General features: G+C 70.3%; 21 protein-coding genes. 11 read left to right on the top strand and 10 right to left on the bottom strand.

The window, feature by feature from the left end; all coding sequences use genetic code 11:
• Positions 1–156 precede the first annotated feature (156 nt).
• Together ssb and MKL11_RS03545 are read right to left on the bottom strand one after the other, a co-directional pair.
• On the bottom strand, positions 157–720 hold the full coding sequence (ssb, locus tag MKL11_RS03550; RefSeq protein ID WP_243940345.1) for a single-stranded DNA-binding protein: 564 nt from the start codon (positions 718–720) through the stop codon (positions 157–159).
• A gap of 168 nt (positions 721–888) precedes the next feature.
• On the bottom strand, positions 889–1,905 hold the full coding sequence (locus MKL11_RS03545; protein WP_243940343.1) for an NADP-dependent oxidoreductase: 1,017 nt from the start codon (positions 1,903–1,905) through the stop codon (positions 889–891).
• 108 nt (positions 1,906–2,013) lie between these two features.
• Here MKL11_RS03545 and MKL11_RS03540 point away from each other — a divergent pair, with 108 nt between their 5' ends.
• The gene (locus MKL11_RS03540) at positions 2,014–2,412 is read left to right on the top strand and encodes a DUF4174 domain-containing protein (protein ID WP_243940341.1); all 399 of its coding nucleotides are present in this window, start codon (positions 2,014–2,016) and stop codon (positions 2,410–2,412) included.
• Positions 2,413–2,558: 146 nt separating this feature from the next.
• Entirely contained in the window at positions 2,559–2,735 is a 177-nt protein-coding gene (locus MKL11_RS03535; RefSeq protein ID WP_007569379.1) for a hypothetical protein, read from the top strand.
• An 11-nt stretch (positions 2,736–2,746) separates the two neighbouring features.
• Here MKL11_RS03535 and MKL11_RS03530 read toward each other — a convergent pair whose 3' ends face one another.
• The 3 genes from MKL11_RS03530 to MKL11_RS03520 all read right to left on the bottom strand — a co-directional run bounded on the left by MKL11_RS03530 (position 2,747) and on the right by MKL11_RS03520 (position 4,607).
• The gene (locus MKL11_RS03530) at positions 2,747–3,118 is read right to left on the bottom strand and encodes a hypothetical protein (RefSeq protein WP_243940339.1); all 372 of its coding nucleotides are present in this window, start codon (positions 3,116–3,118) and stop codon (positions 2,747–2,749) included.
• 140 nt (positions 3,119–3,258) lie between these two features.
• Positions 3,259–3,621 (bottom strand): hypothetical protein, encoded by a 363-nt coding sequence (locus MKL11_RS03525; protein ID WP_243940337.1) that lies wholly within the window; start codon positions 3,619–3,621, stop codon positions 3,259–3,261.
• Positions 3,622–3,674: 53 nt separating this feature from the next.
• Complete coding sequence (locus MKL11_RS03520; protein ID WP_243940335.1) at positions 3,675–4,607, bottom strand: sulfite oxidase heme-binding subunit YedZ; 933 nt, start codon at positions 4,605–4,607, stop codon at positions 3,675–3,677.
• A gap of 194 nt (positions 4,608–4,801) precedes the next feature.
• Between MKL11_RS03520 and MKL11_RS03515 the strand changes: the two genes are divergently transcribed.
• Complete coding sequence (locus MKL11_RS03515) at positions 4,802–5,812, top strand: aldo/keto reductase (RefSeq protein ID WP_243940357.1); 1,011 nt, start codon at positions 4,802–4,804, stop codon at positions 5,810–5,812.
• 217 nt (positions 5,813–6,029) lie between these two features.
• On the opposite strand, the gene MKL11_RS03510 is transcribed toward MKL11_RS03515, so the two are convergent.
• Together MKL11_RS03510 and MKL11_RS03505 are read right to left on the bottom strand one after the other, a co-directional pair.
• Positions 6,030–7,451: a DUF2254 family protein gene (locus tag MKL11_RS03510; RefSeq protein ID WP_243940333.1), complete on the bottom strand. Its 1,422-nt coding sequence runs from the start codon at positions 7,449–7,451 to the stop codon at positions 6,030–6,032.
• 40 nt (positions 7,452–7,491) lie between these two features.
• Entirely contained in the window at positions 7,492–7,812 is a 321-nt protein-coding gene (locus tag MKL11_RS03505; RefSeq protein WP_243940331.1) for a hypothetical protein, read from the bottom strand.
• 349 nt (positions 7,813–8,161) lie between these two features.
• Between MKL11_RS03505 and rimP the strand changes: the two genes are divergently transcribed.
• The 8 genes from rimP to MKL11_RS03465 all read left to right on the top strand — a co-directional run bounded on the left by rimP (position 8,162) and on the right by MKL11_RS03465 (position 20,314).
• On the top strand, positions 8,162–8,947 hold the full coding sequence (gene rimP / locus MKL11_RS03500; protein WP_243940329.1) for a ribosome maturation factor RimP: 786 nt from the start codon (positions 8,162–8,164) through the stop codon (positions 8,945–8,947).
• Positions 8,948–9,023: 76 nt separating this feature from the next.
• A complete protein-coding gene (gene nusA / locus MKL11_RS03495; RefSeq protein ID WP_243940327.1) occupies positions 9,024–10,658 on the top strand; it encodes a transcription termination factor NusA in 1,635 nt (544 codons plus the stop codon).
• 24 nt (positions 10,659–10,682) lie between these two features.
• The gene (locus MKL11_RS03490; protein ID WP_243940325.1) at positions 10,683–11,417 is read left to right on the top strand and encodes an RNA-binding protein; all 735 of its coding nucleotides are present in this window, start codon (positions 10,683–10,685) and stop codon (positions 11,415–11,417) included.
• Between the two features lie 79 nt (positions 11,418–11,496).
• Positions 11,497–14,451, top strand: coding sequence for a translation initiation factor IF-2 (infB, locus tag MKL11_RS03485; RefSeq protein WP_243940323.1), 2,955 nt, complete (start codon positions 11,497–11,499; stop codon positions 14,449–14,451).
• A gap of 122 nt (positions 14,452–14,573) precedes the next feature.
• Entirely contained in the window at positions 14,574–15,014 is a 441-nt protein-coding gene (gene rbfA / locus MKL11_RS03480; RefSeq protein WP_243940321.1) for a 30S ribosome-binding factor RbfA, read from the top strand.
• A 54-nt stretch (positions 15,015–15,068) separates the two neighbouring features.
• Positions 15,069–16,097 carry a tRNA pseudouridine(55) synthase TruB gene (gene truB / locus MKL11_RS03475; protein ID WP_243940319.1) on the top strand — a complete coding sequence of 343 codons (1,029 nt, stop codon included), beginning with the start codon at positions 15,069–15,071 and terminating at the stop codon, positions 16,095–16,097.
• A 97-nt stretch (positions 16,098–16,194) separates the two neighbouring features.
• Positions 16,195–17,589 carry a dihydrolipoyl dehydrogenase gene (locus tag MKL11_RS03470; protein WP_243940316.1) on the top strand — a complete coding sequence of 465 codons (1,395 nt, stop codon included), beginning with the start codon at positions 16,195–16,197 and terminating at the stop codon, positions 17,587–17,589.
• 109 nt (positions 17,590–17,698) lie between these two features.
• Positions 17,699–20,314, top strand: coding sequence for a histidine kinase dimerization/phosphoacceptor domain -containing protein (locus MKL11_RS03465; protein WP_243940315.1), 2,616 nt, complete (start codon positions 17,699–17,701; stop codon positions 20,312–20,314).
• Between the two features lie 117 nt (positions 20,315–20,431).
• On the opposite strand, the gene gmk is transcribed toward MKL11_RS03465, so the two are convergent.
• The 3 genes from gmk to MKL11_RS03450 all read right to left on the bottom strand — a co-directional run bounded on the left by gmk (position 20,432) and on the right by MKL11_RS03450 (position 24,403).
• Positions 20,432–21,097 carry a guanylate kinase gene (gmk, locus tag MKL11_RS03460; RefSeq protein WP_243940313.1) on the bottom strand — a complete coding sequence of 222 codons (666 nt, stop codon included), beginning with the start codon at positions 21,095–21,097 and terminating at the stop codon, positions 20,432–20,434.
• Between the two features lie 49 nt (positions 21,098–21,146).
• Complete coding sequence (locus MKL11_RS03455; RefSeq protein ID WP_243940311.1) at positions 21,147–22,025, bottom strand: YicC/YloC family endoribonuclease; 879 nt, start codon at positions 22,023–22,025, stop codon at positions 21,147–21,149.
• Between the two features lie 338 nt (positions 22,026–22,363).
• Positions 22,364–24,403: a YgiQ family radical SAM protein gene (locus MKL11_RS03450; RefSeq protein WP_243940309.1), complete on the bottom strand. Its 2,040-nt coding sequence runs from the start codon at positions 24,401–24,403 to the stop codon at positions 22,364–22,366.
• Positions 24,404–25,020: the final 617 nt, after the last annotated feature.

The following is a 25,020-nucleotide window of genomic DNA, read 5'->3' as shown; positions in this document are numbered from 1 at the left end:
ACATCATTTCTCCTTGATAATTGATTGCTTGTGGCGATTGCGCCCGAAGACCGCGAAGATTGATCTAAGGGATTGGTCCATCGCAGGTCTTCGTATTGGTCTTCATATAAAAACCCGCCGCACGAGGCGGCGGGTCTGAAAAATCCCTAAAAAACCCTAGAACGGGATATCGTCGTCCAGGTCGTACCCGCCGCGGGCACCGCCGCCGCCGCCGGACGAAGCCGGGGCCGGGCGACCGCCACCGCCCTGGGCGCGGCCGCCGCCGAAATCACCGCCGCGGTCACCACCCCGGCCAGAGCCCGAGTCGCCGCCGCGGCTGATCTGGCCGCCACCCTCGTCCTCGCCGGCGAAGTCGCCGCCGCCACCGCCGCGGCCGTCGAGGATCGTCATCTCGCCGCGGAAGCGCTGCAGCACCACCTCGGTGGTGTACTTCTCGACGCCGGAATTGTCGGTCCACTTCCGGGTCTGGAGCTGGCCCTCGATATAGACCTTCGAGCCCTTGCGCAGGTACTGCTCGGCCACCCGGGCGAGGTTGTCGTTGTAGATCACGACCGAGTGCCACTCGGTCTTCTCCTTGCGCTCGCCGGAGGCCTTGTCCTTCCAGGACTCGGAGGTCGCCAGCCGCAGGTTGCAGACCGGATCGCCCGAGCCGAGGCGGCGCATCTCCGGGTCGCGCCCGAGATTGCCCACCAGAATCACCTTGTTGACGCTGCCCGCCATCGCTCTCTCCTCACCGTACGGATCTCACTGGGCTCATCACCCGGCGGCCGGCGACTCATGCGCCCGGGCCGTCGGAGCGGCAACCTGCGGTGCGGGCTTGTGCCCGTTATCCGCAATTCGCCAATCCTGTTTGTTCTACCTATGTTCCAGCGAGTCGGCAAGCGGCGCTCACGGGATATGCACAACCAGCTTGCCGAAATTCCGGCCCTTGAGCAGGCCGATGAACGCATCGGGCGCGTTCTCCAGGCCCTCGACCACGTCCTCCCGGTAGCGGACCTTGCCCTCCCGGATCCACGCCCCGACCTCCTGCCGGAAGGTCTCGGCCTGGTCGGCGAAATCCCAGACGATGAAGCCCTGGATGTGCAGGCGGTTGGTCAGCACCGACCGCATCAGGCCGGGCAGCCGGTCCGGACCGGGGGGCGTCTCGGTGGCGTTGTACGCCGAGACCAGGCCGCAGACCGGGATCCGGGCGAACGAGTTCAACAGCGGCATCACGGCGGAAAAGACCGCGCCGCCGACATTCTCGAAATACACGTCGATGCCCTTGGGGCAGGCGGCGGCCAGCGCCCCCGGCAGGTCGGATCCGCGATGGTCGACCGCCGCGTCGAAGCCGAGTTCCTCCGTCAGGTAGCGGCACTTGTCCGGGCCGCCCGCGATCCCGACCGCCCGGGCTCCCTTGAGCTTGGCGATCTGCCCGACCAGCGAGCCCACCGGCCCGGCGGCGGCGGCCACCACGACGGTCTCGCCGGGCTTGGGCCGGCCGATGTTGAGCAGCCCGGTATAGGCGGTCATGCCCGGCATCCCGAGCACCCCGACCGCGGTCGAGGGCGGGGCCGCGTCCGGATCGACCCGGCGGGTGCCCTGTCCGTCGGTGACGCAGTACGTCTGCCAGCCCGCGAAGGCTGTTCGCAAGTCTCCGACTGGAATATCGGAATTCTTCGAAGCGATCACCTCGCCGACCACCTCGGCGGTGATCGGCTCGCCGATTTGCACCGGGGTCGCGTAGGATTTCGCGTCGCTCATCCGGCCGCGCATATACGGGTCGAGCGACAACCAGCGGGTGCGGAGCAGGATCTGGCCCGGGCCGATCTCCGGTACCGGCACCTCCTCCAGGCGGAAGTTTTCCGGCTTCGGCTCCCCGTGCGGGCGCGAAGCCAGGACGATGCGGCGGTTCACGGTGGTCATGAATGTCTCCCGGGTGCTCAGCCTGCGACCCCGATCTGGGGCGTCCCCCGCCGGCAGCCAATGGGTCGCCCCGCGCGTTGATCGGGATCGGCTCAAGGAGGCGGCATCATGCGTGCGACTCTGATCGGCTTAGGCTTGGCGGCCCTGACGGCAGGCGCCGCGACGGCCGGACCGCTCGATGCCTATCGCTGGCGCTCCCGGGTCCTGGTGCTGTCGGCCCCCGATGCGGCCGACGCCGACCTGCGGGCGCAGCGCGCGGCTCTCGGCCTGGTGCGGGGCGGCGTTGCCGAGCGCGACCTCGTGCTGCTGGAGGCGATCGGGGACGGCGCCGAGGCCCGGCGCTTGCGTGCGCAACTGTCTCTGCCGGCAGGCGAATTTCGCGCCGTCCTGGTCGGCAAGGATGGCGGCGCCAAGCTCGAAGCCGCGGCGCCGATCCCGCCCCAGACGCTGTTCGCCACGATCGACGCGATGCCGATGCGGCGGAGCGAGATCCAGGGGCGCCGCTAGGGGCCGGAGGGTCCGGTTTCCGGGGATGGCGGAGCCCGCGGACACCAACGGTTAAGCCTACCGGCCTATCACCGAACGGTGTCGGCGGCCGTGTTTCGGCCGTCCGTCGAGGCCCGCCAGGACGCGCGAACGAGACGCTCGCATCGATGACCCGAGAACAAGTCGCCACCGCCATCCGCCGCGTCGTCAGCCTCCAGGTCGAGGATATCGAGCGCGCGGTCCGCGACGGCCACAAGACCATCGCGCTGAACGAGCTGGCGGATCTGAACCGCCAGCTCAAGGCCTTCGCGGCTGCCCTCAAGAAGGCCCCGGCCCGGATCTGATCCGGGTCGCCCTACCAGCGGGGCCCGCCCCAGGGGCGGGGCGGACCGTCCTCGGGTGGCGGCGGGGGCGGCGGGGGCGGCCCGCGCTCGAAGGCCGCCTCGTCGCAGACCCGCACCCGCCGCACCACCGGCGCCCCGTCCGGATCGAACCGGCGCCGGACGAACTCCCGGCACGCCTCGGGCGGCGCCGCGGTGAAGCGAGGCCTGCGGAATTCCAGCTCGGGGGGCGGAGGCGGCGGCCGCCGCTCGCGCTCGTAGCCGTCCACCGGGCCGCCATACCCATGTGGCGGCGGCGGGCCATCGAAATCGGCCGCCAGCGCTGGTGCGGCGGCGAACAGCAGGGCGCAGAATCCGGCGCGCCCGATGAGATCACGGAGGGGCACTGGTCGGCCTCGGCAGGGACGGGCGGCGGGGATCGCGGCCTCGATGCCGGAGACTGCGCCGCGCCGGCTGAACCCCTGCCGCGTCCCCGGTTGTCCACCGTTCAGCCGGCTGTCCGGTTACCGCTCTGCCACAGCGGGCTTCAGTTCTGCATCGCGTTGATCTCGCACTGGGCGTATTCCCCGCTCGCCTTCACGTAGGCGTTGAGCTTCTGCACATAGGCCTCGGCGATCGGCCGGAACGCCTGCGCTTGCAGGTTGTAGGCCTTGACCGCGTCGTTGAAACTGTAGGCCTCCCAGCCGGGGCAGCCGCCCTTGGCGTCGAGGCAAGCCGGCTTCTCGGGCAGGGCCGGCTTGACCGGCCGCGCCGAGGCCGGCGGCGGCTCGGGCGGCTTGCACGCCGCGGCCACTGGGGCGGCGGTCTTGTCAGGCGCCGTCTTGGCGGGAGCCGCCAGGGCCAGGGTCGGTGCGAGCATGCCCGCGATGAGGAGTAGCCTTCCGCGCATAGCCCGTGTCACTCCGCTGCGGCCCAGAGCCGCCGGTGGCGGGTTCTGCGGCATCAGGCGGACGGCGACAAGGGTTCCGACATTGTGGTCTTGGCGGCCGTCCTGCGCGGCGCGCCGGCTGCCGGCCGCGGTGTCCTGTGGGGCGCACGGAAACTCCGCGCGAGCGCGATGGCGGGCATCAGCAGCCCGGTCCCCAGGACCCACCAGGCCGGGCGGATCGGGCCGGAGAAATCTAGGTTGGCCGCAAGCACGAGGCTCGCCGGGACGCCGCTGGCGAGCCCGTACCAGGCCGCCTCGAGCCCCGCGGTGGCGAGGCCGGCCAGGATCGCGAGCAGCAGGAGCGACCACGGCCGCTCCGGCAGCTTGAAGCGCCGCATCGCCCGCCAGCCCATCAGCAGCAGGAACAGCCCGGCGGAGAAGACTGGGTCGCTGACGTCGATCTTCGATTGCAGGAAGTAGTGGACGAGCGCCAGCACCGCGATCGTGTAGACCAGCCGGTGCAGCCGGTGCCAGTTCGGCCCGAGGTTGCGGATCGCGGCATCGGTCGAGGTCAGCCCCAGGGCGATCAGCCCGATCAGCGCCACGAAGCCGAGGGTCAAGTAGAGCCGCAGGGCGATCTCGCTGACGACCTTGGTCAGGACGAGGTTCTGATCGACCGCGTAGAGGGTGAGATGCGCCACCGCGTAGGCCATCACGGTGACGCCGAGCATCCGCCGGACCACCAGCACCTTTCCCCAGTCGGCGATGCGGCGCAGGGGCGAGATCGCGAGCGAGAACAGCAGGAAGCGCACCGCCCATTCGCCGGTGGCGTGGATCAGCGCGGTGATCGGCTTGGCGCCGAGCGCATCGAGCCGGTAGGCACCCGCCAGGTACAGGGCCGGCGCGATGCAGGCCAGGAACACCGCGAGCTTCAGCCACGAGAGGCGCCCGGCTCTGTCGAGCCAGGGGAGGGGGATGCCGAGGGGAACGGCCAGGCGGTCAATCATTGTCGTCGGACTTGGCCTTCTGACATCGGAAGCGGTGTGCCCGCGGCCGAGGATATCGGGGGCGAAACGGGCACGTGTGTGGATCGCTCCCGGCGCGGGTCGGTTCGCCGCGGCGTCCTGCGGGTTACATCCGGACGGTTGACCTGGCCGCTCCGGTGCCGAGATAGCGGGCGGACGGACACCGGATGGATCCCATGCAGTACCGCAATCTCGGCCGCTCCGGCCTCAAGGTCTCGCCGATCTGCCTCGGCACGATGATGTTCGGCGGGCCCACCGACGAGGCCACCGCCGGCCGCATCGTCGGGAGCGCCCGCGAGGCGGGCATCAACTTCATCGACACGGCCAACGTCTACACCGAGGGCCGCTCGGAGGAGATCACCGGCCGGGCGATCAAGAGCGACCGCGCCGCCTGGATCCTCGCCACCAAGGTCGCCAACCCGACGGGCCAAGGCGTCAACGACCGCGGCCTCTCGCGCGTCCACGTGATGAAGGCCGCCGAGGACAGCCTGCGGCGGCTCGGCACCGAGTTCATCGACATCTACTACCTCCACAAGGAGGACCATGACACGCCGCTCGCCGAGACCGTGCGGGCGATGGCCGACTTGGTGCGGGCGGGCAAGATCCGCCATTTCGGCGTCTCGAACCACCGGTCCTGGCGGGTCGCCGAGATCTGCCGGCTCTGTGACGAGGCCGGCATCGACCGGCCGGTGGTGAGCCAGCCCTACTACAACGCCTTCAACCGCATGCCCGAGACCGAGCACCTGCCGGCCTGCGCCCATTACGGGCTCGGCGTCGTCCCGTACTCGCCCCTCGCCCGCGGCGTCCTGACCGGCAAGTACGACCCGGACGCCCCGCCGCCGGCCGAATCCCGCGCCGGCCGCCAGGACACCCGGATGATGCAGACCGAGTGGCGCCCGGAATCCCTGCGCATCGCCCGGACGCTCAAGGAGCATGCCGAGAGCCGTGGCATCACGGCCGGGCAGTTCGCCACCGCCTGGGTGCTGAACAACCGCCTCGTCACCGGCGTCATCGCCGGGCCGCGCACCGAGGTGCAGTGGCAGGAATATCTCGGCGCCCTCGACTATGCCTTCACCCCCGAGGACGAGGCGTTGGTCGACGGCTTCGTGGCGGCCGGGCACCCGACCACGCCGGGCTACAACGATCCGGCCTATCCGCTGGAAGGGCGCGTGCCGCGGGGCGGTTGATTTCGGCCGGCGACGGCACCCAACGGGCGCTCGCCCGGACGGACTGTGAACGGTGCCTCTCCCACACCATCCCCCCTCTTCCTGAGGCGAGCGCGCAGCGAGCCTCGAAGGAGCCCTCATGGGATCGCGCGGCCGGCCGGAGGCCGCCTTCGAGGGTTCCGATCCGCTACGCCACCTCAGATGATGGCGAGGATGGGAACACCGGTCCTGCATGCTCCTAAGAGGTCGTTCCCGGCACGCGGGTCGAGCGTGAGTTCAGCTTGCCCAGGCTTTCGGCCAGCGCGGCCGACGCCTCGGAGACGGCCCTGGCGACGACGACGAAGCCGCGCTCGGCGAGGGCCTTTGTCAAATCCTCCAGGGCGGCTTCGAGCTGACGGGTCAGGACGTGCTCTCCGAGGCTCGACAGGGTGCGATTGGCGATATCGGCGAGTCTGTCCGCCGTCGGCGGCTCGACGTGACAAAGCAGGATCGCCAGGGTCTGGACCGCCTCCGTGAGGGTCTGGGATTGGATCGACTCGGAGGCCACGACGATCACGGCTTCAAGGGCGTCGGTCGCGAGGGTCGGCGCGGCATCCGCGTAGACGATGCAGGATGTCGGATCTTCGAGCGGCCGGTTCTCGTCCTTGCTCCAGTGCGCGATGATGTCCCGGAGCGCCTGGATGACCGAGAGGCCGGGGCTGGGGTTGGATTTGGACGTCGAGACCGAGGTCCAGGCGATGGTCGAGAGCTGGTGCAGGCCATAGGCGGCGTCGTGCTGCAGGTCGCGTCCGTCGTCGTAGATGAGCGCGGCCAGCGTCTCGCCGACGAGGCCCTCGCGTGCGCCCGCGTCGAGCGTCATGCCGGGCCTGCATCGCACCCGGAACAAGGGATCGTTGACGGCGCGATACGTCCCGACCGGGATGTCGAATGCGATCTCGACCCCCTCCCGGGCATGCCGCTTGACGGCCCGTTCGATGCGCGGCAGGTCGAGGCGGACGACGTACCCGCTTTCCCGCGAGCGCACCAACGCGGCGACGGGCCAGTCCTGTCGCGCCATCCTCCGGGTCGCCGCAAGCAACCGGAGATCTTCGTCGCGGGCTTCCAGAACCCGGTCGTGGATGAACTGGATGATCTGCGCCGGCCGCATCTGATCGATCGTGTTGTAGATCATCACGATGATCAGGCAGAGGGCCGAGGTGGTCAGAAGCAGGGCGATCGTCGTCCCGAAGACGGGCCGGTGAAAGCCTGTGTTGGTGACGAGCGTCATCAGGACGAACACCGACAGGCCGACGAAATACCCGAAATAGAACTGGTTCGTGCGCCGGGCCATGAACTGGTCGGTGACCTGCGCCGTCAGCGCGGCGGCCCCCTGCTGCACGGCCAGCAACAGCAGCGAGAAGGTGATGGAGGTGACGGTGATGATGCTCGATGCCACCGTCGTCAGGAGGCTTCCCAAGGCCGCGCTGTCGCCCAGCAAATCCCCGAGCCACCGGAACCCGGCCGGCGCATCGCCCCCGGACCAGGACCGATCCGCTAGATAGACCAGGGCATTCAGGCCGACGAACCCGACCACGGTCGCGAGTGGCAGAGCCAGGAACTGCCGGAACGACCGCCTGACGGCGCTGACGAAGCGGCCCGGGACCGACGTGATCGTCTTCATGCTCGGATGTCGCCCGGGATCGACCCGGCGCGGACCGAAGCTACCGCATGGTCTCGGGCAAATGCTCGATCGGGTTCGTGCGCGCGGGCGCCCCTTGGCCCTGCACCGTGCCGTCCGATTGCATCACGTCGGTCGAGGACTGGATCGCGCTGGGCGGGGAGACCCGGCCATTCCCGTGGGCCGCGCTATCACGCTCCGAGGCCGGTGGTAGCGTTCCCGGGGTCGGCTGGTCGATCCGGCTCGCGGCCGACTGAGACAGGGCCGGGCTGGTCAAGCCGAGGCTGCCTGCCAGGGCGCCCAGGACGAGGGCGCGCCCGATCCAATCGGGAAAACGTCCGGATGCGGGGGTACGGGTCGTCATCGCTCGATCCTGTCCGTTCGGAGTGGCGCGCCGGCGTTTTCACGTTCGGTCGGCAATGCACCTGCGCCACGAGCGTTCCCCTGCGGTGCCTAGCGGTCTTGGGCAATCTGCTCCCTCTGCCCGCCAGCGATGTCGAACGCGATCGAGTTCCAGAACCGATCCGCCTTGCGCTCGCGACCAACCGCGGCTATCTATCGCTCAACAGTTCTGATGGCAGTCGAGAGGCTGCGGTTCGGGAGTGGGCCCCACCGGGTCCGCTCTTTTTTTTCGCCGCGTCGGGTTTGGATGCGCGAGACCGCACGTCGAGGCGTGCCGCCCAGGACGCCGCAAGGGTTGCGCGCTGATATCCATGTCGTCCGAGATCGAAGCGGATCTGTCCGAGAAGCGCCTCGTCCGCGAGAGCGGCGTCGCTGCCCGCGTGGTGCAGGTGATCGAGGGGCCGGTCCAGGGCCTCGGCTTCCGGCTGGTCCGGGTGAAGGTGACCAACACCAACGGTTGCACCGTTCAGATCATGGCGGAACGGCCGGACGGCACCTTCTCGATCGACGATTGCGAGGCGGTGAGCCGGGCGATCTCGCCGGTGCTCGACGTCGACGATCCCGTGGGCACCGCCTACAACCTGGAGATCTCGTCCCCGGGGATCGACCGGCCGCTGGTGCGGGTCTCGGACTTCGCCCGCTGGGTGGGCTACGAGGCCAAGGTCGAGCTGAGCCCGCCGCTCGACGGCCGCAAGCGGTTTCGCGGGGTCCTGGGCGCACCGGATGCCGAGAAGCTGACCGTCCCGATCGACCTGCCCGACGTTAAGGAAGGGCTGCCGAGCCGGATCGACCTGCCGTTGCGGGATCTCGCCGATGCCCATCTCGTGCTCACCGACGAGCTGATCCGCGAGTCGCTTCGCCGCGGCGGCCCGCCGGCCGACGATATGGACGCGCTCGACGAAGACGACGAGGCCGACGCGCCGGTGGTGCCCGCCCGACCGGCGCCGAAGCCGCAGGGTCCGAAGGGCAAGGTCGCCAAGGCCGGCGCCAAGCCCGACCCGAAGGCCCCGAAAGAGAAGAAACCGCCGCGCACCGGCCCCAAGAAGCCGGTCGTGTCCAAGGCGTCCCGGCTCAAGAGCCGCGACGACCTGCATTGAAATGACTTGAGATTCGGGCCCGGCCGCCCTCGGGCGCCCGGCACGAAGACTTGACGGAAGAGAAGGACCGACACCGATGGCCGTCGTCAGCGCCAACAGGCTCGAACTCCTCCAGATCGCCGACGCGGTCGCCCGCGAGAAGGTGATCGACCGCTCCATCGTGATCGACGCGATGGAGGAGGCGATCGCCAAGGCGGCGCGCTCCCGCTACGGCGCGGAGACCGACGTTCACGCCGAGATCGACAACAAGACCGGGGCTTTGCGCCTGTCGCGCCACCTCCTGGTGGTCGATCAGGTCGAGAACGACGCCCGGGAGATCACCCTCGACCAGGCGCGCCGCTACAACCCGGGCGCGCTGGTCGGCGACGTGATCTCCGACACCCTGCCGCCCTTCGATTTCGGCCGCGTCGCCGCGCAATCGGCCAAGCAGGTCATCGTCCAGAAGGTGCGCGACGCCGAGCGCGCCCGCCAGTTCGACGAGTACAAGGACCGCATCGGCGAGATCCTCAACGGCATCGTCAAGCGGGTCGAGTACGGCAACGTCATCGTCGATCTGGGCCGGGGCGAGGGCATCGTCCGCCGGGACGAGATGATCCCGCGCGAGACCTTCCGGCCGGGCGACCGGATCCGCTCCTACCTGTTCGACGTGCGCTCGGAAGTGCGCGGGCCGCAGATCTTCCTGTCGCGCTCGCATCCGCAGTTCATGGCCAAGCTGTTCGGCCAGGAAGTGCCCGAGATCTACGACGGCATCGTCGAGGTGAAGGCGGTGGCCCGCGATCCGGGCTCCCGCGCCAAGATCGCGGTGATCTCCCGCGACGGCAGCATCGATCCGGTCGGCGCCTGCGTCGGCATGCGCGGATCCCGGGTGCAGGCTGTCGTGGGTGAGCTGCAAGGAGAAAAAATCGACATCATCCCGTGGTCGGAGGACGAGGCGACCTTCATCGTCAATGCGCTCCAGCCCGCCGAGGTGGTGAAGGTGGTGCTCGACGAGGAGGCCGACCGCATCGAGGTGGTGGTGCCCGACGACCAGCTGTCGCTGGCGATCGGCCGCCGCGGCCAGAACGTGCGGCTGGCCTCGCAGCTCACCGGCTGGGACATCGACATCCTCACCGAGGCCGAGGAATCCGAGCGGCGCCAGAAGGAGTTCGCCGAGCGGACCCAGGTGTTCATGGAGGCGCTCGACGTGGACGAGACCGTCGGCCAGCTGCTGGCGGCGGAAGGCTTCCGCAACGTCGAGGAGATCGCCTACGTCGACATCCAGGAGCTGTCCGGCATCCAGGGGCTCGACGAGGAGACCGGCGCCGAGATCCAGGCCCGCGCCCAGGATCACCTCGCCCGGATCGAGCAGGAGCACGACACCCGCCGCACCGAGCTCGGCGTGGCCGACGAGTTGCGCGAGATCGAGGGCATCACCACGCCCATGATGGTGGCGCTCGGCGAGAACGACGTGAAGACCATCGAGGACTTGGCGGGCTGCGCCACCGACGACCTCGTCGGCTACACCGAGGGCCGCGGTCCCGACGCCGTGCGCCATGCCGGCTATCTCGACGGCTTCGAGCTGTCGCGGGCCGAGGCCGAGGGCCTGATCATGGCCGCCCGCCTGAAGGCCGGCTGGATCGATGCGCTGCCCGAGCCGGAGGCCGAGGAGGGCGCGGAGACCGCCGAGGGCGAGGAGGGCGCCGAGCCCGCCGCCACCCCGGCCGAGGCCTGAGCGGAGGCTGCGGCGGACGCGCGGATGGCCGAGGTCGACACGACCCCGCCCGAGGAGGGGCAGGATCCGGGACTCGATCCCGGGGGGCTCGACAGCGGCCCCGGCCGGCGCGTGCCGCAGCGCACCTGCATCGTCACGCGCGTCGTCCAGCCGCCCGAGGCGATGATCCGGTTCGTGCGCGGCCCGGACGGGAGCGTCGTACCCGACCTGCGCGCGAAGCTCCCCGGGCGCGGCGCCTGGATCAGTGCCCGTCGTGAGGCCGTGACGACGGCGGTTCGAAAAAACCTGTTCCCGCGGGCGTTCAAGGGGCCGGCCCAGGCCGGCGCCGACCTGCCCGACCGGATCGTCGTCGGCCTGCGCGAGGATCTGCGGCAGGCGATCGCCATGGCCAACAAGGCGGGATGCGTGGTCGCAGGGTTCTCGAAGGTCGAGGCCGCGATCGGCGGCCAGCCCGGCGCCATGGCCGTGATCCATGCGGCCGAAGCCAGTCCAGACGGCCGCCGCAAGATCGCTTCGGCCTTGTACCGGCGGCACGGTGAAGCCATGTCAAGGATACCGATCATCGACGACCTGTCCGAAGATGAATTGGACATGGCCTTGGGTCGGGATCATGTGATACACGCTGCGCTCGTCGCAGGAGCCGGAGCTGCCGGCTGCCTGTCGCGTTGGCGTCGGCTACGCTCCTTCGAGGGCGCCGCCGCGGCGACCGAGGAGCCCGATCCAGCCCGAATCGGCGGGATCGACGAAGCCTCACGTTGACGACGCACCAGGACGAATTTGGCTGGCGCCACCGGGCGTCGGTTCACGGGACGATGGAAACCCTCAGGGTTCAGGCTGAATGAGCGACACGAACAACCCGGGCGACAAGACTCTGAACAGGACTTCTCCGAAGCCGCTCTCCCTCAAGCGGCCGATCGAGGCGGGTACCGTACGGCAGAGCTTCTCCCATGGCCGCTCCAAGCAGGTCGTGGTCGAGACGGTCAAGCGCCGTGGCGTCATCGGCGCCGCGCCGGCCGCCCCCGCCCGTGAGCCTGCGCCCGCCCCGCGCCCGGCCCCTGCCGCCACCACCACGCCGCCGCCGCGCCCGGCCCAGCGCTCTGCATCCGGTGTGGTGCTTCGCACGCTGAGCGAGCAGGAGAGCGCGGCCCGCGCCGCCGCCCTTGCCGACGCGAAGCGCCGCGAGGCCGAGGCGCGTCAGAAGGCCGAGGCCGAAGAGCAGGCGCGCCGCAAGGAGGCCGAGGATCAGGCCCGCCGCGAGCGCGAGGCCGCCGAGGAGCGCCGTCGCGAGGAGGAGGCCCGGAAAGCCGCCGCCGCCGAGGCCGCCCGCGCCGCCGAGGAGGCAGCCAAGGCTGCCGCCGCGGAAGCGGCTGCTGCCGCCCAGGCTCCGGCCGCCGCGCCCGTCGCCCCCGTGGCGGCTGCACCTGCCGCTTCCGAACCGGCTGCCCAGCCCGCGGCTCCCGTCCGCCCGGCCGCGGCCTCGGCGACGCGTCCGATGCCGGCACGTCCGACCGCTATCCCGACCCGCCAGCCCGAGGGCGCCCGTCCGACCGCCGCTGCGCGCCCGGCTGCGGCGACCCCGGCTGCTCCGGCAGCCCGCCCGCCGCTAACCGCCCGTCCCGCCACTGGCGAGCCGCGCAAAACCATCACGGCGGATTCGCGCAAGCCCCGCGATCTCAACTTCATGGCCCGTCCCGCCCCGGCGCCCGAGCCCGAGAAGAGCGCGACGCCGACCACGGCCGCCCGTCCCGCCGGTGCGACGGCCGCGGCGCGTCCCGCCGGCCGCGGTGCCCAGACCAACGAGGACGAGTCCGAGACCAAGCGGGTGATCCGCCGTCCCGGCATGCCGCTCAAGATCATCGCGCCGCCCAAGACGCCGAAGTCGCCGGGTGGCGACCGCAACCGCGGCCGCCTGACGATCGCGACGGCGACGTCCGGTGAGGACGAGCGCACCCGCTCGGTCGCCTCGTTCCGCCGCCGCCAGCAGCGCATGAGCGGCCGTGGTCAGGTCGAGCAGAAAGAGAAGCTGTCCCGCGAGGTGACGATCCCCGAGACGATCACCATCCAGGAACTCGCCAACCGCATGTCGGAGCGGGCCGTGGACGTGATCCGCCTGCTGATGAAGCAGGGCGAGATCCACAAGATCACCGACGTGATCGACTCGGACACCGCCCAGCTCATCGCCGAGGAACTTGGCCACACCGTGCGCCGCGTCGCCGAGTCCGACGTGGAAGAGGGCCTGTCGTCCGACGAGCCGGATCTGGAGGAGGATCTCGATCCCCGTCCGCCGGTGGTCACCATCATGGGCCACGTCGATCACGGCAAGACCTCGCTGCTCGATGCGATCCGCAAAGCGAACGTGGTCGAGGGCGAGGCCGGCGGCATCACCCAGCATATCGGCGCCTATCAGGTCGCGTCGCCGTCCGGCGAGATGATCACCTTCATCGACACCCCGGGCCACGCGGCGTTCACATCGATGCGCGCCCGCGGCGCCAAGGTCACCGACATCGTGGTGGTCGTGGTGGCGGCCGATGACGGCGTGATGCCCCAGACCATCGAGGCGATCCAGCACGCCAAGGCGGCGGGCGTCCCGATGATCATCGCGGTCAACAAGATCGACAAGCCGGATGCGAACCCGCAGCGGGTCCGCACGGAGCTGCTGCAGCACGACATCCAGGTCGAGTCGATGGGCGGCGAGACCCTGGAGTTCGAGGTTTCGGCCAAGACCGGCGACGGTCTGCCGGAGCTGCTGGAGGGCATCCAGATCCAGGCCGAGATCATGAACCTGCGCGCCAACGAGAAGCGCGACGGCGAAGGCACGGTGATCGAGGCCCAACTCGACCGCGGCCGCGGCCCGGTGGCGACCGTGCTGGTCCAGCGCGGCACCCTGTTCACCGGCGACATCGTCGTGGCCGGTGCCGAATGGGGCCGCGTGCGCGCCCTGATCGACGACCTCGGCGAGAACGTGCAATACGCCGGCCCTTCGGTGCCGGTGGAAGTGCTCGGCTTCAACGGCACCCCCGATGCCGGCGATCGCGTGACCGTGGTGCCGAGCGAGGCCCGGGCTCGCGAGGTCACCGAGTATCGCGCCCGTCAGAAGCGCGAGCGGCAGAACGCCCGCACCGGCGGTGCCAACCGCTCGCTGGTCGACATGATGCGCGACCTCAAGGAAGGCGCCGGCCGCAAGGAACTGCCGGTCGTCATCAAGGGCGACGTGCAGGGTTCGGTCGAGGCGATCTCGGGCGCCCTGGAGAAGCTCGGCAACGGCGAGGTTGCGGCCCGCATCCTCCTGTCGGGCGTCGGCGGCATCACCGAGTCGGACATCACCCTGGCGCAGGCGTCGAAGGCGGTGGTGATCGGCTTCAACGTGCGCGCCCTCAAGGAGGCCCGCGAGGCCGCCGAGCGGGCCGGGATCGATATCCGCTACTACAACATCATCTACGACCTCGTGGACGACATCAAAGCCACGCTGTCGGGGATGCTGCCGCCGACCCTCCGCGAGGAGCGCCTCGGCGAGGCCACGATCCAGGAGGTCTTCGAGGTCTCCAAGGTCGGCAAGGTCGCGGGCTGCCGCGTCACCGACGGTATCGTGGAGCGCGGCGCCCATGTCCGCCTCATCCGCGACAGCGTCGTGATCCACGAGGGCAAGCTCAAGACCCTCAAGCGGTTCAAGGACGACGCGAAGGAAGTCACCTCCGGCCAGGAGTGCGGCATGGCCTTCGAGAACTTCGAGAACATGCGCGCCGGCGATGTCATCGAGTGCTACCGGGTCGAAGAGATCCGTCGCACGCTCTGAGAGCCCGGACCCGGTCCGGACAGGGCGGTCGCGGCCTCAGCCGCGGCCGTCTTTTCTTTTCGCGCAACGCGCGCTCCTCTTGGACGTGAACCGGTCGCCCCGCGCCGCCGGCCCGAGATAGAATGGCCCAGAAACCGACCTCCACCGGCCCCTCGCAGCGCCAGCAGCGCGTGGCCGAACTCGTCCGCCACGCCCTCGCCGAGGTGCTCCAGCGCGGCGACATCCAGGATCCGGTGCTCGGCACGCATGTCGTGACGGTGCCGGAGGTGCGGATGTCGCCGGACCTGAAGCTCGCCACCGCCTACGTGATGCCGCTGGGCGGCATGGACGAGGCGCCGGTGATCGCCGCCCTGGAGCGCCACCGCAAGGTGCTGCGCCAGGAGGTGGCCCGGCGGGTGAACCTGAAATTCGCCCCCGAGCTGCGCTTCCGCCGCGACGAGACCTTCGACGAGGCGGCGCGCATCGACAAGTTGCTCCGCGACGAGCGCGTGCAGCGCGACCTCGTCCCCGAGCGGGACGCGGTGGATGAGGACGGCGAACCGGAGACCGGACCGGGGCATTGATTCCCGTCGCCATACGGACAGGAGCGGGGCAACGACCCCGGGGGACACGAGGACATGACGGTTTCCATCGACGATCATCCGCCGGCCGAGCGCGCGGTGTCCGCCCCCGGCGCCGAGCGCCGGGGTCCGGAGGAGCGCCGCCCGCAGCGCGGACCCCGTCCCGACCGGCCCAAGCGCCGGGACGTGTCGGGCTGGGTCATCCTCGACAAGCCCGTCGGCATGACCTCGACCCACGCCGTCGCGGTGGTGAAGCGCGCCTTCAACGCCAAGAAGGCCGGCCATGCCGGCACCCTCGACCCGCTGGCCTCCGGCATCCTGCCGATCGCGCTGGGTGAGGCGACCAAGACCGTCCCGTTCGTGATGGACGGCCGCAAGGCCTACCGGTTCACCGTGCAATGGGGTGTCGAGACCGATACCGACGACGCCGAGGGCCGCGCCGTCGCGACCAGCGACGCCCGCCCGGAGCGGGCGGCCGTGGAGGGAGCGCTGCCGGCCTTCGTCGGCGCGATCGAGCAGGTGCCGCCGCGCTATTCCGCGATCAAGATCCAGGGCGAGCGCGCCTACGATCTGGCCCGTGAGGGCGAGATCGTGGAGCTGGTGGCCCGGCCCGTGCAGATCGACCGCCTCGCGGTGGTCGAGCATGACGGCGCGCAAACCGTGATCGAGGCCGAGTGCGGCAAGGGCACCTATGTCCGCGCGCTCGCCCGCGATCTCGGCCGCGTGCTCGGCTGCTACGGCCATGTCGTCGCCCTGCGCCGCACCCGCGTCGGGCCGTTCTCCGAAGCGGAATCCTGCGGGGCCGCCGGCCTGACCGAGGGCGGCCCGGAGGCCGCGCTCGCGCATCTCCGTCCGGTGGAGACCGCGCTCGACGCGATCCCGGAAGTGACGGTCTCGCGCGACCTGGGCCTGCGCCTGATGCGCGGCCAGTCGGTGATCCTGCGCGGCCGGGACGCCCCCGTGGAGGGCAAGGCCTTCGCCACCTGCGGCGGCATCCTGGTGGCGGTGGGCGACGTCGAGCGCGGCGAGCTGGTGCCGCACCGGGTCTTCCATCTCGGCGGCACCGCGCCGGTGCGCAACGCCTGAGACGCGATGCCCCGCGCCTCGGCCTGAGGCGCGGGGGCGCAGGCGGAACGAACTTCAGCGATCGGGTTTTGGCCCCGGCAACCGAGCCGGGGATACGATGGACGAGCGCACGTGCGACGTGGCGGTGATCGGGGCCGGGACCGCCGGACTGGCCGCCTATCGGGCCGCCACCGAGGCCGGAGCCCATGCCGTCCTGATCGAGCGCGGCCCGGGCGGCACGACCTGCGCCCGAGTCGGCTGCATGCCCTCGAAGCTCCTGATCGCGGCGGCCAAGGCCGCCCACGGCGCGCGCAACACCGACCTGTTCGGCATCCGGGTCTCAGGCGTCGCGGTGGATGGGCGCGCGGTGCTCGAACGGCTCCGCGCCGAGCGCGACCGGTTCGTCGGCAGCGTTCTCGACGGTGCCGAGGCGCTGCCCGAAGAGTCGCGCTTCGCCGGCAGCGCCCGTTTCCGCGATCGCACCAGTCTCACGGTCGGGGACCACACCCGCATCGCCTTCCGGACCGCCGTGATCGCCACCGGATCGAGCCCGACAGTTCCAAAGCCCCTGCGCGGGCTCGGCGATCGCCTGCTGACCACCGATACCCTGTTCGAGATTCCCGACCTCCCGGAATCCCTGGCCGTGCTCGGCGCCGGCGCGGTCGGGATCGAGATCGCCCAGGCGATGACCCGCCTCGGAATCCGCGTCACGGTGCTCGATGCCGGCGAGACGGTCGCCGGACTGTCCGAGCCCGATCTCGCGCGTCAGGCCGCCGAGATTTTCGGCGCGGAGCTGGCGCTGCATCTCGGGTCAACGCTTGAATCCGCGACGCGCGACGGCAACGGTGTATGCCTGTCGTGGACCGACCGGGACGGTCGCGCCCGGGAGACGCGGGCCGAAAAGGTCCTGGCTGCGACTGGCCGTGCACCGAACCTGGACGAACTCGGGCTGGACGCCGCCGGCCTGCGCCTCGGCGAGGACGATGTGCCGGAGTTCGACCGCCGCAGCCTTGTCTGCGCGGGTGCCCCGATCCTGATCGCGGGCGACGCCGATGCCTGGCGGCCGGTGCTGCACGAGGCGAGCCGCCAGGGCCGCATCGCCGGGGCGAACGCCGCGGCCCTCGCGGCCGGGCGCGCCGTCGCGACGCCCGAACCCTGGACGCGCCTCGCCCTGGTGTTCACCGATCCACAGGTAGCCGTGATCGGCGCGGCCTACGACCCCGACGTCGCCGGCCGCGTGACCGGCGCCGTCGACTTTGCCGACCAGGGCCGCGCCCGGGTGGACGGCAAGAACCGGGGCGGCCTCCGGATCTGGGCCGACCGGGACGGCACGCTCCTCGGGGCCGAGATGCTCGGGCCGGCGGTCGAGCATCTCGCGCATCTGCTGACCCACGCGATCGGCGATGGGAAGACGGCCCAGGCTGTCCGGGACCAACCCATATACCACCCTACAGTTGAAGAGGGGTTTTCAACTGCTTTGTCTGAAATCACACATAAGATTGGTCAGTCTTAATCCGAGGCCAACGGCATCGTGATTCTATGTTGATCTTGCCGCAAGCGGAAGCATTGCACTTCCCTACGCCCCCAGTCATATCAGACTGGATGAGCGGGGTTCTTTTCTGATGCCGCCGAACCAGGCCCCCGAAGGCGGCCTCGACCTCGACGTGCTCGCGTCCGACGCGCTGGATCGCCTCGACAAGGGTGTGATCGGCCTCGATTCGGACGGCACCGTCGTGGTGTTCAGCGAGGGCGCGAGCGCACTCTCGGGCCTGTCGCGTGAGTCGGTTCTCGGCCGAAACTATTTCCGCGACGTGATGCCGGGCACCAATGTGCCGAGCTTCCGCGGCCGGTTCCTCGCCGGCAGCCGACGCGGCGCGCTCGACGAGAGCTTCGATTACGTGTTCGGCCGCCTGCCGCAGCCCCTGCGGGCGCGGGTTCACATGCGCTACGGCACGGCGGCCGAGACCGGCCCGGTCACGTGGCTGACCATCGACCCGATCGAGAGCCTCGGCGCCGGCCTGCCGCGCGAGGCCGTGATGGCGGCGATCGGCCGGCGGGCGCGGGCCGAGCCGGTGGATGCCAGCCACTGCGAGCGCGAACCGATCCACATCCCGGGCTCGATCCAGCCCAACGCCGTGATGATCGCGGCCGATGCCGAGACCCTGCGGATCCTGGCCTACTCGGCCAATGTCGACGAGATCGTCGATCCTACGGCTCCGTCCCTGGCCGGTCGCCCCCTCGGGGATGTGCTGCCCCGGGACTTCGTCGAGACCGTCCGGGCGCGCCTGGCCGCCGGCACCCTGGCGGATGGCCAGTCCGTCCGCCGCCGGTTGACCCTGCCCGGCCGCGGCGCGCCCTATTACGCAGTCGCCCACGCCCATGCCGGGCGGGTGATCGTCGAGCTGGAGCTCGAGCCCGAATCCGCCGACGACTTCCCGACCGCCAGCCAGGTCGATACCGAGCTCGCCGTCGGGCGCCTGCGCGAGGCCGACACCCTGGTCGAGGCTGCCCGCATCGCCGCCCTGGAGATCCGGGCGCTCACCGGCTTCGAGGCCGTGCTGGTCTACCGGTTCGATGTTGACTGGAACGGCGAGGCGGTGGCCGAGGACAAGGTGCCCGGCTGGTCGCGCAGCCTGCTCGGCCTGCGCTTTCCCGCCTCCGACATCCCCGCCCAGGCCCGGGCCCTGTACACCCGGGCGAAGAACCGCTTCGTGATCGACCGGGACAGCGTGCCGGTCGGGCTGGTGGCGGCGCCCGGCGCCGGCAACGGCCCGCTCGACCTGACCTTCGCCCAGCACCGCACGCTGTCGCCGATCCACTTGGAGTACCAGCGCAATTTGGGCGTGAACGGCTCGATGTCGATCTCGATCATGGTCGAGGGTCGGCTCTGGGGCCTGATGATCGGCCATCATCGCCGCCCGCATTACGTCACGCCGGAGACGCGCTCGGCCGCCACCGTGCTCACCGACGCCTTCGCCATGCGGGTGCAGGAGATCGAATCGCGCCGGCTCTGGGTCGAGCGTCAGGCGCATCTCGACGTCGAGGGCCGGCTGGTGCGCGGGCTGACCCGGTCCGACGATTTCGTCGCCGCCCTGACCGCCGGCAACGTCACCCTGCTCGACCTGTTCAGCGCCACCGGCGCCGGCATCGTGGCGGGCGAGCGGGTCACGCTGATCGGCCGGTCGCCGCCCGCCGACATGGTCGCCCGGATCGCCGGCTGGCTGCGGGACCGGCTGCAAGCGGGCGAGACCCAATACAGCAGCTGCAACTTCACCGCCGAGTACCTGGACGCGGCCCCGTACCGGGAGATCGCCAGCGGCCTGCTCGCGGCCTTCGTGGACGAGTCGCGCGAGACCCTGCTGGTCTGGTTCCGGCCGGAGGTGCCCAGCACGGTGACCTGGGGTGGCGACCCGCGCAAACCCGTGCTCGCCGGCAGCGGCCCGGTGGCGCTGCTGCCCCGCCGCTCGTTCGAGCGCTGGGTCGAGGAGCGCACCGGCTTCGCCAGTGCCTGGGCGGAATGGCAGGTCCAGCTCGCCGGCTCCCTGGCCGAGGCGGTGGAGGGCGTGGTCCTGCGCCAGCGCCGCAAGATCGACGAGCTGACCAGCCTGCTCGCCGAGAAGGAGCGCCTGCTCGAGCAAAAGGATCTGCTGACCCGGGAGATCGACCATCGGGTGAAGAACTCCCTGCAGATCGTCTCGGCCTTCCTGCAGATGCAGCGGCGGCAGATCTCCGACGCCGAGGCCCGGCAGGCCTTCGCCGACACCTCCGCCCGGGTGATGAGCGTCGCGCGCGTGCACGACAGCCTGTACCAGGCCGAGCGGGTCGACGAGGTCGATCTCGGGCAGACCATCGAGAACCTGTGCAACGACCTCGCGGGCCTCGCCGGCGAGGGCCATGCCGTCGACCTCTCGGCCGAGCCCGGCCTGATGGTGCCTTACCGGAAGGCGGTGGCGCTCTCGCTGATCGCGACGGAACTGGTCACCAACGCCTTCAAGTACGCCGCCAACCCGGCCGGCGGCGGCCGGGTCGAGGTCAGCGTCGCGGCCTCCGGCCCGGGCGAGGTCCAGCTCCGAGTCTGCGACGACGGCGCCGGCCTGCCCGCCGACTGGGCCGACGCCAAGGCGCGCGGCAAGGGTTCCGGCCTCGGGATGAAGCTGATCCGGGCGATGCTCGACCAGATCAATGCCCGGCTCGACGTGGCGAACAACCCAGGCGCGTGCTTCACCATCACGGCGTGATCGGCATCGCCACCGTCATTGCGAGCGCAGCGAAACAACCCAGTTCAGCGCGCGCTCTCAGATCGTAGCGTCGTGTCCCTAGGTTGCTTCGCTGCGCTCGCAATGACGGGTGGAAGCTCAGGCCTCCGCCTCCGCCAGCAGCCCGTCGACGAACTGAGCCAACCCCGTCCGCCGCGCCCGCTTCAACCGCTCGGCCGACAGGATCCCCTGAAGCGCCTTGAAGGCGTCCTGCAGATCCTCGTTGACGATGACGTAATCGTACTCGCTCCAGCGCTGGATCTCGGTCCGGGCGTTGGCGAGCCGCTTCTCGATCGTCTCGGCCGAATCCTCGGCGCGGCGCTCCAGGCGCTGGCGCAGCTCGGCCATGCTGGGCGGCAGGATGAACACCGTCACCACGTCCTGGGCGAGCTTGGCCCGCACCTGGCGGGTGCCCTGGTAGTCGATGTCGAAGATCATGTCCCGGCCGGAGCCCAAGACCTTCTCCACCGGCCGGCGGGGCGTGCCGTAATAGTTGCCGTGGACCTCGGCCCATTCGAGCAGGTCGTCGCGGCTGCGCAGGTCCTCGAACGCCTCCCGGTCGATGAAGTGGTAGTGCCGCCCGTCGATCTCGGAGGGCCGGCGCGACCGGGTGGTGACCGAGATCGACAGATCGAGCGCCCAGGCCGGGTCCTGCGCGATCGCCCGGGTCAGCGTGGTCTTGCCCGCCCCGGAAGGCGAGGACAGGATCAGGATCAACCCACGCCGCGCGATCGTGTCCGAGACGTTGTTCGCCGGTCCGCTCATCCGCGTGGCTCCGCCGCGATATCCATTCGCATCCCCCGGTTCCAAAAAGTCATTCGATGTTCTGGACCTGCTCGCGGAATTGCTCGACGACGGCCTTGAGGTCGAGCCCGATCCGCGACAGGCTGATGTCGTTGGCCTTGGCGCACAGGGTGTTGGCCTCACGGCCGAATTCCTGGGCCAGGAAATCGAGGCGCCGGCCGATCGCGCCGCCGGCGGCGAGCAGGTCGCGGGCGCTCGCGACATGGGCGTGCAGCCGGTCCAGCTCCTCGCGCACATCCGCCTTGCCGGCGAGCAGCATCGCCTCCTGGTGCAGGCGGTCCGGATCGAGATCGGTCCCGCTCAGGGCCGCGATGGCCGCCTCCAGCCGGGCTCGCACCGCCTCCGGCTTGCGCGCCGGGTTGTCCTCGGCGGCCCGGGTCAGCGCGGCGATCCGCTCGACCTGTGCGGTGACGATGTCGGCGAGCTGGCGCCCCTCCGCCCGGCGGGCCTCGACCAGGTCGGCGACCAGCCGGACCACGCCTTCGGCGAGATCCCGGGCGAGCGAGTCGGTGTCGGGCGCCGCCTCGTCCTCGACTTCGATCACCCCGCGCACGCCGAGCAGACCGTCCATGGTGGCGGGGGCGACCCCCTCGGGCACCGGCACCCGGGCGACCGCCTGCGCGAGGCTCGCCAGCAGGGCCTCGTTGATCCGAACCCGCGCCGTCGTCTCCGGCTTGGTCAACGTGAGGGTGAGCTGGCACTGGCCCCGGGACAGGGTCTTCTGCAGGGCGGTGCGCGCGGTCTCGCCGAGCCCGTCATAGCCGGCCGGCACGCGGATGCGCACGTCGAGGCCGCGCCCGTTGACGCTGCGGACCTCCCAGGCCCATTGCACCGCCCCGGTGGTGCCCGCCGCCCGGGCGAACCCGGTCATGCTCGCGATCTGGGCCATGCCGACCCCCCGTCCTCAAGAAGATCGGGGCCTGTAGCACGGATCGCTCCGGGGGGAAGGGGTAGGGGAGGAGAGCGGAAGGGGGACGCGGGATCGGAGCTCGATGTCGGACGGTCAAAAGGTTGGACACCGATCAGCGCACGCCGTCCCTGCGAGCGCCGCGAAGCAACCCCGTGATGCGCCGCGTCTTGGGATCGCGCGCTGCCCAAGTGGTGAGGCCTCCCGGGTGGCAACCCACCCGAACCGTCCGGGATGGGTGGCTTCACGCCTGTCCGCGTTGGGGCATGGAGCGTCGAAAGCCGCCCTCGGACCATCCGGTTGCCAGGCGCGCGAGACCGTCACTTCCTCAGCGGCACCCCCTTCGTGGTGAAACGCGGCGCGCCCGGGTGGCGCATGGGCCGTGGCGAGCTGCCCGCCTTGCCCGCACCGGAGCCGGTTCCCGGCGGCTGGGATAGGGGAACGAGCTGGTCCGGCCTCGGCCCGATGAGATCCGCGCGGCCCATCGCCCGCAGCGCCTCGCGCAATAGGGGCCAGTTCTCGGGGTCGTGGTAGCGCAGGAACGCCTTGTGCAGCCGGCGCTGCCGCATCCCCTTGATCGCGTCGACCGGCTCGCTGCCGCCGCGCCGCACACCCTGCAACGGATTGATCTCCGTGTGATACATGGTCGTGGCGGTCGCCATCGGCGAGGGCAGGAACGTCTGGACCTGGTCGGCGCGATAGTCGTTCTTCTTGAGCCAGACGGCGAGGTTCATCATGTCCTCGTCGGTCGTGCCCGGATGCGCCGCGATGAAATACGGGATCAGATAGTATTTCTTGCCGGCCTGCTTGGCGGCGGCGTCGAACATCTCCTTGAAGCGGTCGTAGGTGCCGATCCCCGGCTTCATCATCAGATCGAGGGGGCCGCGCTCGGTGTGCTCGGGCGCGATCTTGAGACGGCCACCGACGTGATGGGTCACGAGCTCCTTGACGTATTCGGGGCTCCGGACCGCGAGGTCGTACCGCACGCCGGAGGCGACCATCACCTTCTTGACGCCCTTCACCTCCCGGACCTTGCGGTAGAGCCGGATCAGGTCGTCGTGCGAGGTGTTCAGGTTCGGGCAGATATCCGGGAAGACGCAGGACGGCAGCCGGCACGCCGCCTCGATCTTCGGGTCCTTGCACGCCATCCGGTACATGTTCGCCGTCGGCCCGCCGACATCCGAGATCACGCCGGTGAAGCCCGGGGTCTTGTCGCGGATCTGCTCGATCTCGCGCAGGATCGAGCCTTCCGAGCGGTTCTGGATGACGCGGCCCTCGTGCTCGGTGATGGAGCAGAAGGTGCAGCCGCCGAAGCAGCCGCGCATGATCGTCACCGAGAACTTGATCATGTCCCACGCGGGGATCTTCGCGTCACCGTAGGCGGGATGGGGCGCGCGGGCGTAGGGCAGGTCGTAGACCGCATCCATCTCCTCGCTGGAGAGCGGGATCGGCGGCGGGTTCAGCCACAGGTCGCGGTCGCCGTGGCGCTGGACGAGGGGGCGGGCGTTGCCGGGGTTGGCCTCCCGGTGCAGCACCCGCGAGGCGCGGGCATAGGCCTCCTTGTCGTCCTTGACCTGCTCGTAGGCGGGGAGCCGGATCACGGTCTCGCCGGGGCGGCGGGCGGCGGCCTCGTCGGTGGATTCGAGATCGTCGGCGGGCAACTCGGTGTACTGCGCGGGCACGCGGCGGAACAGGGCGACGCCCCGGACGGAGTCGAGGTCGTGCGGCGCCGCGCCGGCCGCGAGGCGGTTCGCCACCTCGACGACGGCGCGCTCGGCATTGCCGTAGATCAGCAGATCGGCCTTCGCGTCCGCCAGGATCGAGCGGCGCACCTTGTCGGACCAGTAATCGTAGTGGGCGATGCGGCGCAGCGACGCCTCGATGCCGCCGAGGATGATCGGCACGTCCTTGTAGGCCTCGCGGCAGCGCTGCGTGTAGACGATGGTCGAGCGGTCCGGCCGCCGGCCGCCCTCTCCCCCCGCCGTGTAGGCGTCGTCGTGGCGCAAGCGCCGGTCCGCCGTGTAGCGGTTCACCATCGAATCGAGATTGCCGCCGGTGACGCCGAAGAACAGCGTCGGCCGGCCCAGGGCCTTGAACGGCTCGGCCGATTGCCAGTCGGGCTGCGCGATGATGCCGACCCGGAATCCCTGCGCTTCGAGCAGCCGGCCGATGATGGCCATGCCGAAGCTCGGATGATCGACATAGGCGTCGCCGGTCACCAAGACGACATCGCAGGCGTCCCACCCGAGCGCGTCCATCTCGGCGCGGCTCATGGGCAGGAACGGCGCCGCCTTCCTGGAAAGCGGCACCTTGCAGGCGAGGGTCGCCAGGGATCGACTCGCGGAATCTTGGAGGTCCATGGGGTCGGTGCATAGACCGCCAAGGCCGCCAGCTCAACGAAGAGCGACGGGGCCGGGCGCCGCAACCTGATCAAAGCGCCTGAGACTTGCTTTCACGCTGCCCAGGACGCGGAACTCGGACATGCGCCGGGACGCAGGTATTTCCGTACCGGCCAGCTTTCCTCCGACCGCGGTGACTGTTCAACGTCCGCTCACGGACATCGGGACGGAGGCTCGAACGGCACGCTTGGGTCGGACGTGGACCCAGAGCACGAGTTCCATCCGCCCGATTTCCTCCGCGCGCTTGCGTCGCTGCTCCGGCCATGACGGAGAACAGCGAAGCACCCCAGTGATGCGCGACGTCTCGGGATCGCGCGCTGCTCGAGGGGTGAAAATTACCGGATGGGACCCACGCGAATTGTCCGAGAGGGATGGTTTCCCGCCGGCCCGCTTTCGGACAGCAACGTACGTGAGTAGACGTTGCCGCCGCGCCCGTTCACGACCCCTTGCGGAAGGTCGGACGGTCTGCTTCGGGGCACTCTACGACAGAGAGCCCTGCGATTGGATCGCGTGGGAAGTGGTCGTTGCGGCCTTTCCAACGGGAAGGTCCTATCTCTCCCCCGCAGAGGAGATGAATT

The organism is Methylobacterium sp. J-077, assembly GCF_022829365.1.
Taxonomy (GTDB): domain Bacteria; phylum Pseudomonadota; class Alphaproteobacteria; order Rhizobiales; family Beijerinckiaceae; genus Methylobacterium.
Note: the sequence above shows the minus strand (reverse complement) of the source record. Positions and strands in the feature narration are given on the sequence as shown.

Coding starts and splice junctions, on each gene's coding strand:
- MKL11_RS03520 (WP_243940335.1), bottom strand. CDS start 4,607: ATGATTGACCGCCTGGCCGTTCCCCTCGGCATCCCCCTCCCCTGGCTC.
- MKL11_RS03535 (WP_007569379.1), top strand. CDS start 2,559: ATGACCCGAGAACAAGTCGCCACCGCCATCCGCCGCGTCGTCAGCCTC.
- gmk (WP_243940313.1), bottom strand. CDS start 21,097: ATGAGCGGACCGGCGAACAACGTCTCGGACACGATCGCGCGGCGTGGG.
- MKL11_RS03525 (WP_243940337.1), bottom strand. CDS start 3,621: ATGCGCGGAAGGCTACTCCTCATCGCGGGCATGCTCGCACCGACCCTG.
- rimP (WP_243940329.1), top strand. CDS start 8,162: ATGTCGTCCGAGATCGAAGCGGATCTGTCCGAGAAGCGCCTCGTCCGC.
- infB (WP_243940323.1), top strand. CDS start 11,497: ATGAGCGACACGAACAACCCGGGCGACAAGACTCTGAACAGGACTTCT.
- MKL11_RS03490 (WP_243940325.1), top strand. CDS start 10,683: ATGGCCGAGGTCGACACGACCCCGCCCGAGGAGGGGCAGGATCCGGGA.
- MKL11_RS03455 (WP_243940311.1), bottom strand. CDS start 22,025: ATGGCCCAGATCGCGAGCATGACCGGGTTCGCCCGGGCGGCGGGCACC.
- truB (WP_243940319.1), top strand. CDS start 15,069: ATGACGGTTTCCATCGACGATCATCCGCCGGCCGAGCGCGCGGTGTCC.
- nusA (WP_243940327.1), top strand. CDS start 9,024: ATGGCCGTCGTCAGCGCCAACAGGCTCGAACTCCTCCAGATCGCCGAC.
- rbfA (WP_243940321.1), top strand. CDS start 14,574: ATGGCCCAGAAACCGACCTCCACCGGCCCCTCGCAGCGCCAGCAGCGC.
- MKL11_RS03450 (WP_243940309.1), bottom strand. CDS start 24,403: ATGGACCTCCAAGATTCCGCGAGTCGATCCCTGGCGACCCTCGCCTGC.
- MKL11_RS03540 (WP_243940341.1), top strand. CDS start 2,014: ATGCGTGCGACTCTGATCGGCTTAGGCTTGGCGGCCCTGACGGCAGGC.
- ssb (WP_243940345.1), bottom strand. CDS start 720: ATGGCGGGCAGCGTCAACAAGGTGATTCTGGTGGGCAATCTCGGGCGC.
- MKL11_RS03470 (WP_243940316.1), top strand. CDS start 16,195: ATGGACGAGCGCACGTGCGACGTGGCGGTGATCGGGGCCGGGACCGCC.
- MKL11_RS03505 (WP_243940331.1), bottom strand. CDS start 7,812: ATGACGACCCGTACCCCCGCATCCGGACGTTTTCCCGATTGGATCGGG.
- MKL11_RS03510 (WP_243940333.1), bottom strand. CDS start 7,451: ATGAAGACGATCACGTCGGTCCCGGGCCGCTTCGTCAGCGCCGTCAGG.
- MKL11_RS03515 (WP_243940357.1), top strand. CDS start 4,802: ATGCAGTACCGCAATCTCGGCCGCTCCGGCCTCAAGGTCTCGCCGATC.
- MKL11_RS03545 (WP_243940343.1), bottom strand. CDS start 1,905: ATGACCACCGTGAACCGCCGCATCGTCCTGGCTTCGCGCCCGCACGGG.
- MKL11_RS03465 (WP_243940315.1), top strand. CDS start 17,699: ATGCCGCCGAACCAGGCCCCCGAAGGCGGCCTCGACCTCGACGTGCTC.